This window comes from Lactobacillus porci (assembly GCF_009695985.1).
Classification (GTDB): domain Bacteria; phylum Bacillota; class Bacilli; order Lactobacillales; family Lactobacillaceae; genus Lactobacillus; species Lactobacillus absianus.
Window position 1 is genome coordinate 33,979 of sequence record NZ_VUMX01000005.1, and the last position, 13,021, is coordinate 46,999.

The 13,021-nt window shown below is 52.8% G+C and carries 16 protein-coding genes; 5 read left to right on the forward strand and 11 right to left on the reverse strand.

All coding sequences use genetic code 11. The features are described 5' to 3' along the window. Position 1 precedes the first annotated feature (1 nt). The 7 genes from FYJ62_RS02755 to murB all read right to left on the reverse strand — a co-directional run bounded on the left by FYJ62_RS02755 (position 2) and on the right by murB (position 6,592). Positions 2–952 (reverse strand): CdaR family protein, encoded by a 951-nt coding sequence (locus FYJ62_RS02755; RefSeq protein WP_154547502.1) that lies wholly within the window; start codon positions 950–952, stop codon positions 2–4. Beyond that, positions 952–1,791 (reverse strand): diadenylate cyclase CdaA, encoded by an 840-nt coding sequence (cdaA, locus tag FYJ62_RS02760; protein WP_154547504.1) that lies wholly within the window; start codon positions 1,789–1,791, stop codon positions 952–954. Before cdaA ends, FYJ62_RS02755 begins: the two co-directional genes overlap by 1 nt. A gap of 75 nt (positions 1,792–1,866) precedes the next feature. Continuing rightward, positions 1,867–2,949, reverse strand: coding sequence for an ABC transporter substrate-binding protein (locus tag FYJ62_RS02765; protein WP_154547506.1), 1,083 nt, complete (start codon positions 2,947–2,949; stop codon positions 1,867–1,869). After that, entirely contained in the window at positions 2,946–3,755 is an 810-nt protein-coding gene (locus tag FYJ62_RS02770; protein ID WP_154547508.1) for an ABC transporter permease, read from the reverse strand. Before FYJ62_RS02770 ends, FYJ62_RS02765 begins: the two co-directional genes overlap by 4 nt. Then, entirely contained in the window at positions 3,752–4,564 is an 813-nt protein-coding gene (locus FYJ62_RS02775; RefSeq protein WP_154547510.1) for an ABC transporter permease, read from the reverse strand. Before FYJ62_RS02775 ends, FYJ62_RS02770 begins: the two co-directional genes overlap by 4 nt. Continuing rightward, the gene (locus FYJ62_RS02780; protein ID WP_154547512.1) at positions 4,561–5,661 is read right to left on the reverse strand and encodes an ABC transporter ATP-binding protein; all 1,101 of its coding nucleotides are present in this window, start codon (positions 5,659–5,661) and stop codon (positions 4,561–4,563) included. Before FYJ62_RS02780 ends, FYJ62_RS02775 begins: the two co-directional genes overlap by 4 nt. Positions 5,662–5,698: 37 nt before the next feature. Continuing rightward, entirely contained in the window at positions 5,699–6,592 is an 894-nt protein-coding gene (gene murB / locus FYJ62_RS02785; RefSeq protein ID WP_154547514.1) for a UDP-N-acetylmuramate dehydrogenase, read from the reverse strand. 117 nt (positions 6,593–6,709) lie between these two features. On the opposite strand from murB, the gene FYJ62_RS02790 reads away from it, so the two are divergent. Continuing rightward, positions 6,710–7,243 carry a 3'-5' exonuclease gene (locus FYJ62_RS02790; RefSeq protein WP_154547516.1) on the forward strand — a complete coding sequence of 178 codons (534 nt, stop codon included), beginning with the start codon at positions 6,710–6,712 and terminating at the stop codon, positions 7,241–7,243. A 70-nt stretch (positions 7,244–7,313) separates the two neighbouring features. Here the strand turns inward: FYJ62_RS02790 and tsaE are convergent, their stop codons facing one another. The 3 genes from tsaE to FYJ62_RS02805 are packed head-to-tail and all read right to left on the reverse strand — an operon-like array spanning position 7,314 to position 9,511. Further along, positions 7,314–7,805: a tRNA (adenosine(37)-N6)-threonylcarbamoyltransferase complex ATPase subunit type 1 TsaE gene (gene tsaE, locus FYJ62_RS02795; RefSeq protein ID WP_154547526.1), complete on the reverse strand. Its 492-nt coding sequence runs from the start codon at positions 7,803–7,805 to the stop codon at positions 7,314–7,316. A gap of 13 nt (positions 7,806–7,818) precedes the next feature. Continuing rightward, positions 7,819–8,811: a phosphate acetyltransferase gene (pta, locus tag FYJ62_RS02800; RefSeq protein WP_154547528.1), complete on the reverse strand. Its 993-nt coding sequence runs from the start codon at positions 8,809–8,811 to the stop codon at positions 7,819–7,821. Between the two features lie 19 nt (positions 8,812–8,830). Further along, a complete protein-coding gene (locus tag FYJ62_RS02805) occupies positions 8,831–9,511 on the reverse strand; it encodes a uracil-DNA glycosylase (RefSeq protein WP_195837379.1) in 681 nt (226 codons plus the stop codon). A gap of 176 nt (positions 9,512–9,687) precedes the next feature. On the opposite strand from FYJ62_RS02805, the gene FYJ62_RS02810 reads away from it, so the two are divergent. Both FYJ62_RS02810 and FYJ62_RS02815 read left to right on the forward strand, forming a co-directional pair. Continuing rightward, on the forward strand, positions 9,688–10,569 hold the full coding sequence (locus FYJ62_RS02810; RefSeq protein ID WP_154547532.1) for a Cof-type HAD-IIB family hydrolase: 882 nt from the start codon (positions 9,688–9,690) through the stop codon (positions 10,567–10,569). Between the two features lie 2 nt (positions 10,570–10,571). After that, positions 10,572–11,144, forward strand: coding sequence for a hypothetical protein (locus FYJ62_RS02815; RefSeq protein ID WP_154547534.1), 573 nt, complete (start codon positions 10,572–10,574; stop codon positions 11,142–11,144). Here FYJ62_RS02815 and FYJ62_RS02820 read toward each other — a convergent pair. Beyond that, the gene (locus FYJ62_RS02820; protein WP_326831980.1) at positions 11,101–11,667 is read right to left on the reverse strand and encodes a GNAT family N-acetyltransferase; all 567 of its coding nucleotides are present in this window, start codon (positions 11,665–11,667) and stop codon (positions 11,101–11,103) included. The two genes, FYJ62_RS02815 and FYJ62_RS02820, sit on opposite strands and share 44 nt — an antisense overlap. A 485-nt stretch (positions 11,668–12,152) precedes the next feature. Between FYJ62_RS02820 and FYJ62_RS02825 the strand changes: the two genes are divergently transcribed. Both FYJ62_RS02825 and FYJ62_RS02830 read left to right on the forward strand, forming a co-directional pair. Next, positions 12,153–12,329, forward strand: a complete 177-nt coding sequence (locus FYJ62_RS02825; RefSeq protein ID WP_154547538.1) for a hypothetical protein — start codon at positions 12,153–12,155, stop codon at positions 12,327–12,329. Further along, a complete protein-coding gene (locus tag FYJ62_RS02830; protein WP_154547540.1) occupies positions 12,314–13,015 on the forward strand; it encodes a hypothetical protein in 702 nt (233 codons plus the stop codon). Before FYJ62_RS02825 ends, FYJ62_RS02830 begins: the two co-directional genes overlap by 16 nt. The last annotated feature ends 6 nt before the right edge of the window (positions 13,016–13,021 follow it).

The following is a 13,021-nucleotide window of genomic DNA, read 5'->3' on the forward strand; positions in this document are numbered from 1 at the left end:
CCTAATCATCATCATCGCTGACCGAAATCCGCACGTCCACGGAACTTGGATCAACCCAAGCCACCCCGCTTGGTACGGGCAGCCGGTAAGACCGGGTCGTGGACGACTTGATATTGGTCAAGTCGACGTTCAAGGTTAAGGACTTGATCTTGTCCAGCGCCTTCTTTTGCCCATGGATCGTAACCTGATCCTGCTTGGCAGTCAGAGAGTAGACCTTCTTGCTTGAGCCATTCGCCGCGTTCAGCTTCAGCTTGACCGTCTTCTTGGAGACGGAGATCGGCAGGGTGACCGTGGCCGTTGACGGATTGATCACCACATTGAGCTGGCGGCCCTTGCTGTCAAGCGCCACCAGCATGACATTGCGACGGATGGTATGGCTGCTGGCGTTAGGAACCGTCAGCTGGGCTTGGATGCGGTCAATCCGCTTGACCTCGCTCAAGGCCCCCGTAACTTCCACCGTTTCGGGCTTGACCGTGGCCGTGCCGATGTCATAGCCCCTGGCCACAGCATTTTTATTATAACCTATTTGCACGGCCATGGTACGGGACTTTCGCTTTTGAATGTTGACTGTCGTATATTTCTGCGACAGCTTGTAGGACAATTGGCTTGGCAGGCCGGAAACCTTGATCGGCACCTTGTGCTCGCCAACGCTCAGCTTGCTTAAGTCAATGTAGACCCTGAAGTTCTGGGTGTTGACGGTAGAGGTCACCAAGGCGTTTGACCCTTCCAGGGTGACCTTGACCTTGGAAGGATAGCCAGTCACGTAGTACTTGTCCGCGTCAACCGACACCTGCAGGGCCATGTTGATCGCCTGCTTGGTCGAGGCAGTTTCCTGGACCTTGGACTGGTTGTTGACGTTGACCTGGGTATTGTCGACAAAGGCAACCAGCACGATGGCCAAAATCAGGGAGAAAAGCTTGTAGAACCATGGTTTGTCATAAAATTTCTGCATTATTTCTCACCCCAATTCCACAACTTTTGGACGAGATTCACGAACCATGGCTGCTTCTTCTCTTCTGAAGTAACCAATTCAGCCCGCAGGTACTTAAGGTATTCCTGCTGGCTGAGGTCAACCATGAACTGGCCGTTGCGGGTGATGGTTACCCCGCCCGTTTCCTCAGAAACGACGACCGTGATGGCATCCGTGACTTCGGAAATCCCGACGGCGGCCCGGTGCCGGGTCCCCAGGCTCTTGGGAATCATGGCATTGTCGGACAAAGGCAGGTAGGCCGAGGCCACCACGACCCGGTTGCCCTTGACGATGACCGCCCCGTCATGCAGAGGGGTATTGGGAATGAAGATATTGATCAAGAGCTCCCCGGTCACCAAAGCGTCCAGCTTGATCCCCGTTTCGATATAATCATCCAGCCCGGTCTTCTGCTCGATCGTGATCAAAGCCCCGATCCGGCGCTTAGACATGTACTGGATGGCCTTGTCCAGCTCCTTAACCAATTTCTCCTGCTGCTTTCTTTCCGATCCTTCCCGGTCAGAAAAAATGGAGACCCGGCCGAGCTTTTCCAAGCCCCGCCTGATTTCAGGCTGGAAGATCACGATGATCCCGATGACGGACCAAGACACGATTTGGTCCAGCAAGAAGGTCACGGTCGTCAGCTGCGCCCAGCCGGCCAGGACCCGGGCAATCAGGATCAGCAGAATCCCGTTGGCCAGCTGCACCGCCTTGGTCCCCTTGATTAAAAGGGTCAAGTGGTAAAGGAAGTACCAGGTGATCAGCACGTCCAGGACCACTGACAGGGTATGCCAGGTCAGCAGGCTTGCAATATTAAACTGCATTTTTGCTCCTTTCTAAAATCAGCCGCACTTTTCGCTTTATCGCTGCTTCTTCCTCCATTTTAAGGCAAAAGGAGCTTAATTGCGCGCGTACATCTTAAATTCCAGGAAAAGGTCGTTGTATTCCTGCACCTTTTCCTTGGCCAGGTCCCGGTAGACCTCAAGATTCTTCAGGGTCTTCATGTCCGGGTAGAACTGCTGGTCATTTCTGATGTCCTTTGGCAGCAGCTTTTGCGCGGCCAGGTTAGGAGTCGCGTAGCCGATGTACTCCGCGTTTTGCGCGGCATTCTTTGGCTCCAGCATGAAGTTGATGAATTGGTAGGCTCCCCGCTTGTTCTTGCAAGTTTTCGGAATGACGATGTTGTCAAACCAAAGGTTGGACCCTTGTTCTGGCACCACGTAGTGGATGTGGGAATTTTCATCCATCATCGTAGCCGCTTCGCCTGAGTAAGTGACCCCAATCCAAGCTTCGTTTTGGGCCATGTACATCTTGAGCTCGTCGGCAACGATCGCCTTGACGTTTGGCCCCAGCTTGTCCAGCTTGTCCTTGGCCGCCTTTAGATAGCTTGAGTTGGTCGTATTCATGGAGTGGCCCATGGAAACCAGGGCCAAGCCCATGATGTCGCGGGCGGAATCAACCAACAGGATCTGTCCCCGGTACTTTTTGCGCCAGAGGTCGTTCCAAGTGGAGATCTCGCCTGGCTTGACGTACTTGTCGTTGTAGACGATCCCCAGGGTGCCCCAGAAGTAAGGGACGGAATATTCGTTGTTTTCGTCAAAGGACTTGTGCAAGAATTCCTGGCCGATGTACTTGAAGTTGGACAGCTTCTTGGTGTCGATCTTGTCAAGCAGCTTGTCCTTGCGCAATTTGGTGATCATGTAGTCAGACGGAACGGCCAGATCGTAGTTGGTTCCGCCCTGCTTGAGCTTGGTGTACATCGCCTCGTTTGAGTCAAAAGTCTCATAGATGACGTGGTAACCGGTCTTTTTTTCAAACTTGGTGATCAGCTTGGGGTCAATATAGTCGCCCCAGTTGTAGATGATCAAATCCTTAGAGCTGCTCTCGCTCCCGCTTGAAGAGCTGTCCAGCTCCTGGGCTCCCCAAAAAAGGGCCAGGCAGGCCAAGAGAATGGCCGCAATCGAAATAAACATCTTTTTCATTTGATCAGCCCTCCTACGCCCTTGACCTTCTTGCCCTGGCGCTTGGAAATAAAGTAGTAGATCCCAACCAGGAGCATGACGAACAAGAAGATGATTGTACTGAGCGCGTTGATTTCCAGGTCAATCCCCTGGCGGGCTCTGGAGTAGATTTCAACGGACAGGGTCGTAAAGCCATTGCCAGTTACGAAGAAAGTCACGGCGAAGTCGTCCAAAGAGTAGGTCAGGGCCATGAACATCCCCGACATGATGCCCGGCGTCAGGGCCGGAATCAGGACCTTGGAAAAGACCTGCCAGCCGCTGGCCCCCAGGTCTCTGGCAGCATCGATCAGCGAATTGTCCATTTCTTTTAATTTGGGCAGGACCATCAAGACGACGATCGGGACGGAAAAGGCAATATGACTGAGCAAGACTGAGGCAAAGCCCAGGGTAAAGCCCAGCGCCGTGAACAGGATCAAGAAGCTGGCACCGATGATGACGTCAGGCGAAACGATCAGAATATTGTTCAAAGACAGGTACAAGCGCTGCTTGGCCGGCTTCCGCATCTCGTTGATCGCGATCGCCCCTAAAGTGCCAATTACCGTCGCGATCAAGCTGGACAGCAAAGCCAGCATGAGCGTCTCCAAAAAGATGGCCAGCAGGCGGTGGTCCGCAAACAAGGTTTGGTAGTGGGCCCAGGTAAAGTGCTGGAAATGGTCCATGCTCTTGCCGCTGGAGAAAGAGAAGTAGACCAGGTAAAAAATCGGCAGGTAAAGGATCACCAGGACCAAGCCAAAGTAGATCCGGCCCAAAAGACTGTTTTTTCTCATAAGTCAATCTCCTTCTTGTGGCGCTTGCCGGAGGTCAGAATCATGACAATGGTCATCAAGAAGATCAGGATGACGCCAATCGTGGCCCCCATGTTCCAGTTCATCGTGGTCAAGAAGTACTCTTCAACCGCCGTCCCCAAAGTGATGACGCGGTTGCCCCCGATCAAGCGGGTCAGCATGAAGAGGGACAAGGACGGGATAAAGATGGCCTGAATCCCGCTTTCTACCCCAGGCCAGGACAGAGGCCAGATAACGTATCTGAAAGTCTGCCAGAAGCTGGCGCCCAGGTCGGAGCTGGCCCGGATCAAGGCCGGGTCAATTTCCTTTAAGGCGTTGTAGACCGGCATGATCATAAAAGGAATCTCAATATAGGTCGCCACGAAGATAAAGGCAAAGTCCGTGAACAGAATCGGCACTGGCCCAATCCCGAACAGGTGGAGGAACTGGTTGACCATCCCGTTTCTGGCAAAAATGCCGATAAAGGCGTAGGCCTTGAGCAGCAGGTTGATCCAGGTCGGCAAAATGACCAGCATCAGCCAGAACTGCTGGTTCTTCAGCTTGGTCAAGACCATGGCGGCCGGATAAGAGATCAGCAGGCAGAAGAAGGTGATCAGCAGGGCATACCAGAAGGAATTGAGCATCATTTTGATGAAGGTGTCGCCGGAAAAAAAGAGCACAAAGTTGTGCAAGGTAAAGTGACCGGCAGCGTCCGTCAAGGAGTAGCCCAAGATCAAGACCAGGGGCGCGATGACGAACAAGATGATCCACAAAAGGTATGGGATCAGGAAGCTGAGGTGCTTTTGCTTCATTCGTCGTCCCCCTCTCCATCGCCTTCGTAGCTTTCAAGGCGGGCATCAAATTCCGCTTCGGTTTCGCCCAAGCGCATGACGTGAATGTCCTCCGGGTCAAAGAAGAGGCCAATCTCCTGGCCAATCTTGACCCCATTGGTCGAGTGGATCAGCCATTCAGTGCCGGCGCCAGTGGCCTTGATCTCAAAGTGGTCGCCCAGGAAAAGCTGGCTGAGAACCTGCACAGTCACCTTGCCCTTTTCCGGTGCGGTGATGTCCAGGTCTTCCGGTCTTAAGACGACTTCAACCTTTTCCCCCGGGGTAATCCCGGCATCGGCACATTCAAAGTTCTTGCCGGCAAACTTGACCTCAAAGTCCTTGATCATTTCCCCAGGCAGGATATTGGAATCCCCGATGAAGCGGGCGACAAAGTCGTTGACCGGCTCATCATAGATGGCCACCGGGCTGCCGCTTTGCTGGATCTGCCCGTCATTCAAGACAAAGATCTCATCGCTCATGGCCAGAGCTTCTTCCTGGTCGTGGGTGACGAAGATGAAAGTGATGCCCAGCTTCTTCTGGATGGCCCGCAATTCAAACTGCATTTCCTTGCGCAGGCGCTTGTCCAGGGCTGAAAGGCATTCATCCAAAAGCAGGACTTTCGGCTCATTGATGATCGCCCTGGCAATGGCAACCCGCTGCTGCTGGCCACCGGAGAGCTCTGAGATCTCCCGGTTGGCAAAGCCGTCCAGACGGACGGTGTGGAGGGCATCCTTGACCTTTTCCCGCACCGTGGCTTCCGGAGTCCGCTTGAGCTTGAGCCCAAAGGCCACGTTCTCGTACACGTTCAGGTGCGGAAAGAGGGCATAGTTCTGGAAGACGGTATTAAAGTGCCGCTTGGACGCGTCCAAGCCGGTAATGTCCTGCCCGTTAAAGTAGACTTTCCCCGTGCTGGGCTCGGCGAAACCGGCAATGATCCGCAAAATCGTCGTCTTGCCGGACCCGGAAGGTCCAAGCAAGGAATAAAACTTCCCTGACTCAATGCTCAGATTGATGTCCCGCAAGGCAACAAAACCATCATCATACTGCTTGGTGATGTGATCCAACTTAATAATTTCCATACGCTTTTCCTACATGTTCTAATTTATTGCTAAAGTTTTACTTGTCCCCAATAATTCTCACTTCTGTATGCAAATCTATCCCGTATTTTTCCTTAATCGTCTTTTGAATATAGTGAATCAGGTTCAGGTAGTCCGTGGCCGTGGCGCCGCCCTTGTTGACGATAAAGCCGGCATGCTTCATCGAGACCTGGGCCCCGCCGATCTGCTTGCCCTGCAGTCCCGCCTTGATCAGCATTGGCCCGACGAAGTGGCCCGTTGGGCGCTTGAAGACGGAGCCGCATGACGGGTATTCCAAAGGCTGCTTGTACTTTCTAAGCGCGTTCAGGTAGTTCATCTCATCCAGAATTGCTTCCCGGTCGCCCTTCTTCAAGGCGAAAACGGCGGAAACGACGATCTCCTTGGTCTCTTGCACCAGCGAGTGCCGGTAGCTGAACTGCAATTCTGCATTGCTATAGGTCTTCAACTGGCCGTCTTTCGTCAAGACCGTGGCCGTTTCCAGGCAGTCCTTGGTCTCGCCGCCATAGGCCCCGGCGTTCATGAAGACCGCCCCGCCGACTGACCCTGGGATCCCGGCTGCAAATTCCAGACCGGACAAGCCCGCCTTGCCCGCGGTAAAGGAAGTGTCGATAATTCTCGCGCCGGCCTCCGCCGTGACCTTGTCGCCGGCCACCTTGATCTGGTGCATCTTGGTCAAGATGATGACCAGCCCCTTGATGCCCTTGTCGCTGATGATCAAATTGGATGCGTTGCCGATCACCGTGATTGGCAGCTGCTCTTCTTCCGCCGCGGCCAGCAAATCCTGCAATTCTGCCAAAGACTTGGGAAAGGCCAAAAATTGGGCTGGGCCGCCCGTTTCCGTAAATGAGTAACGGCTAAGGGGAATGTTTTCTTGAATGTCGATGCCCTTAGCTTGCAAATCAGTCAATTTCAATATTGTGCCTCCTCATAATTCCTTTTGATATTTTACCGCATTAGCCGCTGGTCTTCATCACTTTAGTGAGCCTTAAGTCCTGTGCTATACTTCTTTTAGTTACCGGAGGTTTTTCTAATGAATTTTGTCGCAATGGACTTTGAAACTGCCAACCAGCACCCAGCCAGTGCCTGCTCTTTAGCCCTGGTCATGGTGCGGGACAACAAGATCATCGACCGCTTCTACACTGTCATCAATCCCCAAATGGCCTTTGACGCCCAGCACATCAAGGTGCACGACATCACGGCCAAAGACGTGCAAAGCGCCCCGACCATGAGCGAGGTCTGGCCCAAGATCAAGGGGCTGTTTCAGCCGGGGATGCTCGTGGCAGCCCACACCGCCCGCTTTGACACCAACGTCATGAAGCAGTCGCTGATGCGCTACGGGATCGCTGAGCCCCACTACCTGGTCATCGATACCCTGGCAGTCGCCAAAAAGCTGGAGCCAGGCCTGGCCAACTACCAGCTCAACACGGTTTCTGACCTGCTGGACGTTGAACTCTGGCACCACCATAACGCTCTCAGCGACAGCGAGGCCTGTGCCGGCATCCTGGTCAAGGAAGCGGAAAAGCACGGCATGGAGGCCGTCAAACAGTTTGTCTATCAGATCTAGCTTGCCAGCCATTGGCAAAAAAATAACCAGACGCATTTTTGGCTTGCGTCTGGTTATTTTCGTCTGCTGGCTATTTCGCCATTAATTCCGTGTAGCGGGCCTGAGCTTCTTTGGCCCATTCGCCGGCTCTTGGCCCGTGGGGATCAAGCTGCACCACGCGCTTGGTGGAGTCCCAGGAGTCATCAACCCGCTTGAGCACCAAGCCGAGGTAGTTTTCTGGCAAATCATCCTGGATAACCTGCGGCCATTCAATGACCACGATCCCATCTTCAGCCAGATACTCATTCAGGTCGATTGAAGCCAGGTCGTCGCCCTCCAGGCGGTAAAAGTCCATGTGGAAGAGCGGCATCTTGCCTTCCCGGTACTCGCGCACGATCGTAAAGGTTGGACTCTTGACCGGGCGCTTGATTCCTAAAGCCCGGCCCAAGCCCTGGGTCATGGTCGTCTTGCCGGCGCCCAAGTCGCCCTTAAGCAGCAAGAGATCATGGGGCTTGGCGGTGTCAGCCAAGGCCTGGCCCCATTTCTGCATGGCGGCTGCTGAATTGATTGCTAATTCTGTCATAACGTTCTTTCTTTTAATCCTCGATTGCTGATTGCGCTGCCGTCAGAATCCCGATCTTGTAGACGTCGTCAGCTGAGCAGCCGCGCGACAGGTCGTTGACTGGCTTGGCCAGCCCTTGCAAGACGGGGCCAACGGCCGTAAAGCCGCCCAGGCGCTGGGCAATCTTGTAACCAATGTTGCCGGATTGCAGCTCTGGGAAGATGAAGATGTTGGCCTTGCCAGCCACTGCTGAGTCCGGCGCCTTGATCTTGGCCACTTCCGGCACGAAGGCAGCGTCAAACTGCAGCTCCCCGTCGGCAATCACGTCTGGGTTCTTGCTCTTAAAGAGTTTAACAGCTTCGGCTACCTTGTCAACCTGCGCTCCCTTGGCTGAGCCATGGGTTGAGAAGCTCAAAAAGGCCACGCGCGGCTCTTCAATTCCGATTGCCTTGGCCGTAATGACTGACTGTTCAGCAAATTCGGCCAGCTGGTCGCTGGTTGGGTCAATGGAAATCGCGCAGTCAGCAAAGATGTACTTCTCTTCGCCCCGCTCCATGATGAAGGAGCCTGAAACTCGGTGCATCCCCGGCTTGGTCTTCAAGATGAACAAGGCCGGGCGGACAGTTGCAGCCGTTGAGTGGGCCGCCCCGGAAACCATCCCGTCAGCTTCGCCGGTATAAACCAGCATGGTCCCGTAGAAGTTAGGGTCCAGCATGGCGTCATGCGCCTCTTCCATGCTTTGGAAATGCTTTCCTCCAGCCATGCGCTCGTGGAACTTTTCAACCATTGAGGCAAATTCCGGCGCGTGCAGGTAGTCAACGATCCTGATCCCTGACAGATCCAGCTTGGCTTTCTTGGCCAGCGCCTCCACCTTGTCCGCCTCGCCCAGCAGGATGGGCTCAACCAGGCCGTCAGCCTGCAAGCGGCTGGCCGCGGTCAGCACGCGGACGTCATTGCCTTCTGGAAAAACGATCCGCTTCTTTGGACTCTTCTTCAACAAATCTTTCAAAATTTCAAAAACTTCCATTTTTTCCTCCTAAAGGATACTACTCTGCCTGCATGGGCAGCTGCCAGTCAATTGGCGCTTCGCCGAAGCTGACCAAGGCCGCGTTGGCTCTTGAAAAAGGCCGGGAGCCAAAAAAGCCGCGGTTGGCTGAAAACGGACTTGGGTGGGCGGACTTGATGATGACGTTCTTCTCCTGGTCGATCAAGGGAATCTTGTTCTGGGCAAAGCGGCCCCAAAGGATAAAGACCACCTTGCCCCGCTCGCTCAAGGCCTTGATGGCCGCGTCGGTAACTGCCTCCCAGCCCTTGCCCTGGTGGCCATTTGCGTGCCCGTAAGGCACGGTCAGGACCGCGTTGAGCAGGAGCACGCCCTGGTCGGCCCACCGCTTCAAATAGCCATGGTTCACCGGCAAGGCACCCACGTCGTCATACAGTTCCTTGTAGATATTCCGCAAGGACGGCGGCAGGGGCGTGCCTGGGCTGACAGAAAAGCTCATCCCATTTGCCTGGCCGGGATTGTGGTAGGGATCCTGGCCCAAGATCACGATCTTGGTCTCCGCGAAGGGAGTCAGCTTGAAAGCCGTGAAAATATGATACATATCCGGGTAGATCTGCTTATTCTGGTACTCGGAGCGCAAAAATTCATGTAAGTTGTGATATTCATCACTTTCAAAAACCGGCTCCAGCACCTGATCCCAATCGTTGCCAATAAAATGCTTCATCAATCATTCCACCTTTATTTTGTCCTACTAGAATCTTATCATTAATCGGCCCCTAGTCCAAGGATTAGTGAAAAAAATCACGACTCCTTTTTTGGAGAATATTTCATGTTTCTGCATACCTTGCTAGCCCCGTTTTTATGTTATTATGAAAACGAACAACAAGGAGGTAAATTCAGATGATTAAATTGATCGCCTGCGACTTGGACGGGACCCTTTTTAACGCCAGCATGGAGGTTTCTGATGGCAATGTCCAAGCTATCCAGCGGGCAGAAAACAACGGGATCGAATTCTTAGTCGCTAGCGGCCGCGCGCCCCACGAATCCTGGGGGCTGATCAAGAGCTACGGCATCCATTGCGGCTTCATCAATTTGAACGGGGCCCTGGTCTACGACCCGCAAGGCAACCTGATCGTCAAGAACCCGATTGACCTGGCAGTCGGCCGGCAAATCGTCAAGCTGCTCAAGCAGTACCATTTGTACTTTGAAGTGGTCACCAAGGACAAGGTCTACTCAGAAGACCTGAGCGCCCGGATTGCCAACGTGGCCCACTACGTCATGACTCTGAACCCTGGCCTGACCTTCAAAGAAGCCGTCATGGTTTCCGGCGCCAAGCCAGCCATCGTCAGCATCCAGGAAGTTGACAGCTTCGAGCACCTGCTGGAAGACGACAATCTGGAAATCATGAAGATCATCGCCTTTGACAGCCGGGGGCCAGAGTTCTTCTCAGGCATCATTCCGCAAGTCAAGCAGATGGGCGAGCTCTCCATCACTTCCAGCTCAAGCGACAACATTGAAATCAACGCGGCCAAGGCCCAAAAGGGGCCGGCCCTGATGGACTACGCGCAAGCCAAGGGCATCAAGCGCGAGGAAACGGCCGCGATCGGCGACAACCTCAACGATGAAAGCATGATTTCCATGGCTGGTGTTGGCGTAGCCATGGGCAACGCGGTCTTGGACATCAAGAACATCGCTACCTTTATCACCCGCACCAACAATGAAGATGGGGTAGCTGCCGCGATTGACCGAATTATCGCTGAAAACAAAAAAGAGTTGAAGTAACCATGTATACCTACACCCTTTCCCTCACCCAAGAGGGGCATACCGGCCAGATCCCGATTGTTGACGGCAAGGGTGAACCTTGGGGCATCATCCGGGGCAACCTGGACAACCCCAATCATACCCTCTACCTGCTGGACACCAGCAGCCAGGAAATTGGCCGCCTCTACAGTGACGGGACCGGGCTGATTGCCTCTTACACCCTTGATGTGGTCAACCACTCCCTGGTCCATGTAAAGAAGGTCAACAACCACCAGCTCAACCTTTTTTACATCACCCGCTTGAACTACTGGGTCAACGGGAGCATCAAGAAAGGGAGCTACGCCTTTAGAAGCGGGGTAAAAAAAGTCGCCGCGGTCCAGACGGAAGTCAGTGACCACGGCGTCGTTCTGACCTGCCAGATTGAGCGGCCAGAAGATATCCCTTTTATTCTGTTGATTGCCGTCCTCTTTACCCAGTGGCACGTCACGCCCTTGGAATTGCCAGACTTTCTGCCAATCATCAGCCAGCATTCCACTGGGACGGCCAGTCTCTTTAGACTCTTTTCACCATATGATCATAAACGCGATCGCCAATAGTCATCGCGTGAGTCGTCTCAAAGCCCTTGTGCACGTATAAGCGCTGTGCACGAGGGTTTTCTTTGTCCACGTTCAAAGAAACGACTGAGAAGCCATGTTTCTTAGCAATCTTGGGCGCGACGTCCAGCAGCTTGCTGGCAATGCCCCGGCCCCAGTATTTAGGTGAAACCGCGATCGCGTCAATGTACCATTCGCCCTTTTCGGCTTCCTTGTCGGTAAAGATGTCAGTCTTCATCGGCAGGCCGACTTTGGCCATTTCCTTGCGCAAGACCACGTCAATGATGCCTTGGTCGCGGTCAGAATACATGCACAGGATGCCCAGGACCCGGTCATGTTCATCGGTTGCCACCCAGATCCGGTTGTATGAATAGCGGTAGTTCTCTGAAATAAAGCCCAGCCGCATCAAGTCGTAGAATTGGCTGTCTGGCAGCCGCTTGATGGTCGCCATGTCCATTTCATCGAAAATTTGGTTCAAAATTGGAAAAACGGCAACATAGTCGTCTTTTCTAGCTTTGCGAATAATCAAAATCAAAATCCTTTCCAATACTTTCATTGCTAAAAACAGTTGCAATAGCTATTACTAAGTATAAGACAAAAGGCCCTTCCAAAGAAATGGAAGGACCTTTCGCGGTTATAGAGTTTGCCGCCTGGCCGCTGGTGAATTCCGCAATATTTTCAAGAATACAGAATTATCAGGTTAATTGGTTGATTCAAGGGTATAAACGACGGTCAGTCAGGCAAATCAACGGCTCTTGCTTGAAAGCGATGCAGTAATTATTGTTGCTAGTAATAATCAATTTAAGATTTATCAGATAAATCAAATAACCCAATAATCCTAATTGTACTCTGGATCGGCTTTTAAGCTAGAGAGAGTCGATTAATGACAAACCCTAACGACAATTGATATTAATCTATTTCGTCTTAGCGCGTCTTGGGACTTTTTGCGGCAATCTTTACAGTTCCGCAAATAAGTCTTAAGCTCTGTGCTATTGTTTTAGAGTTTTTTTCATGCATAATCTTGAATTGCTGCTTTCCATCTTAAAAGAGGTTAAGTCGCACCCGACCCTGGCGGATGTCTCAGACAACCTGTATCTGAGCCAGTCATACGTCAGCCAGCTATCACACGAGCTGAGCATGATTACGGGATCAAGCTGGTCAACCGCTCCAGCATGCCAATTTCTTTGACTGAAGCGGGCCAAAGCCTGGCAAACGGACTGGATAAGGTCCTTTCAGCTTATGGTGACCTGCAGTCCCAAATGAAAACGCTCAGCAGCAGTCAAAAAGACATCACGGTCATTGGCTACATGCAGCCAATTGACCCGGACTTTGCATCTGGAATCTATCGCAACTTATACGCCAAGAAGCTGTCAGAGCAACTGAAAATCATTCCTATTGATGGCAGCCGCGCCCTTGACCGCCTGAAAAACGATTCAATGGACTTCTACATCGGTCCACAGCTCATCGACCGGAGAGTTGATTCAGAGGTCTTGGAACACCGGCAATTATCCCTGCTGGTGCCCCTTGGCAGCACGGCCCAATTCATCGGTTCCAAGAAGGAGCTGGATACTTATGGCGTTCTTAAACGCTTTTTATCCAACCAAAAGATCGATACGACCGCGACGATTCAGGTCAACAACCAGTGGGACGCGGCTTTCATTGCTCATAAGAGCGGCCTGCTGGCTTTGGTTGATCCAGCGCTGATCGCGCTTGACCCTAAGAAACAGGGCAATATGTTTTCTCGCTTCGTCAAATTGCCAGCTGAGTACTTCAGCTTCAACATCTACCTGTCTTATCTGACCACGAAGCTCAAAGAGAAACTGCCAGTCTACCAGCAAGTCATCGCGGCCTCCCGCGAGAAAGCACTTAATTAAGTTAAG

Coding starts and splice junctions, on each gene's coding strand:
- FYJ62_RS02755 (WP_154547502.1), bottom strand. CDS start 952: ATGCAGAAATTTTATGACAAACCATGGTTCTACAAGCTTTTCTCCCTG.
- cdaA (WP_154547504.1), bottom strand. CDS start 1,791: ATGCAGTTTAATATTGCAAGCCTGCTGACCTGGCATACCCTGTCAGTG.
- FYJ62_RS02765 (WP_154547506.1), bottom strand. CDS start 2,949: ATGAAAAAGATGTTTATTTCGATTGCGGCCATTCTCTTGGCCTGCCTG.
- FYJ62_RS02770 (WP_154547508.1), bottom strand. CDS start 3,755: ATGAGAAAAAACAGTCTTTTGGGCCGGATCTACTTTGGCTTGGTCCTG.
- FYJ62_RS02775 (WP_154547510.1), bottom strand. CDS start 4,564: ATGAAGCAAAAGCACCTCAGCTTCCTGATCCCATACCTTTTGTGGATC.
- FYJ62_RS02780 (WP_154547512.1), bottom strand. CDS start 5,661: ATGGAAATTATTAAGTTGGATCACATCACCAAGCAGTATGATGATGGT.
- FYJ62_RS02790 (WP_154547516.1), top strand. CDS start 6,710: ATGAATTTTGTCGCAATGGACTTTGAAACTGCCAACCAGCACCCAGCC.
- tsaE (WP_154547526.1), bottom strand. CDS start 7,805: ATGACAGAATTAGCAATCAATTCAGCAGCCGCCATGCAGAAATGGGGC.
- pta (WP_154547528.1), bottom strand. CDS start 8,811: ATGGAAGTTTTTGAAATTTTGAAAGATTTGTTGAAGAAGAGTCCAAAG.
- FYJ62_RS02805 (WP_195837379.1), bottom strand. CDS start 9,511: ATGAAGCATTTTATTGGCAACGATTGGGATCAGGTGCTGGAGCCGGTT.
- FYJ62_RS02810 (WP_154547532.1), top strand. CDS start 9,688: ATGATTAAATTGATCGCCTGCGACTTGGACGGGACCCTTTTTAACGCC.
- FYJ62_RS02815 (WP_154547534.1), top strand. CDS start 10,572: ATGTATACCTACACCCTTTCCCTCACCCAAGAGGGGCATACCGGCCAG.
- FYJ62_RS02825 (WP_154547538.1), top strand. CDS start 12,153: ATGCATAATCTTGAATTGCTGCTTTCCATCTTAAAAGAGGTTAAGTCG.
- FYJ62_RS02830 (WP_154547540.1), top strand. CDS start 12,314: ATGCCAATTTCTTTGACTGAAGCGGGCCAAAGCCTGGCAAACGGACTG.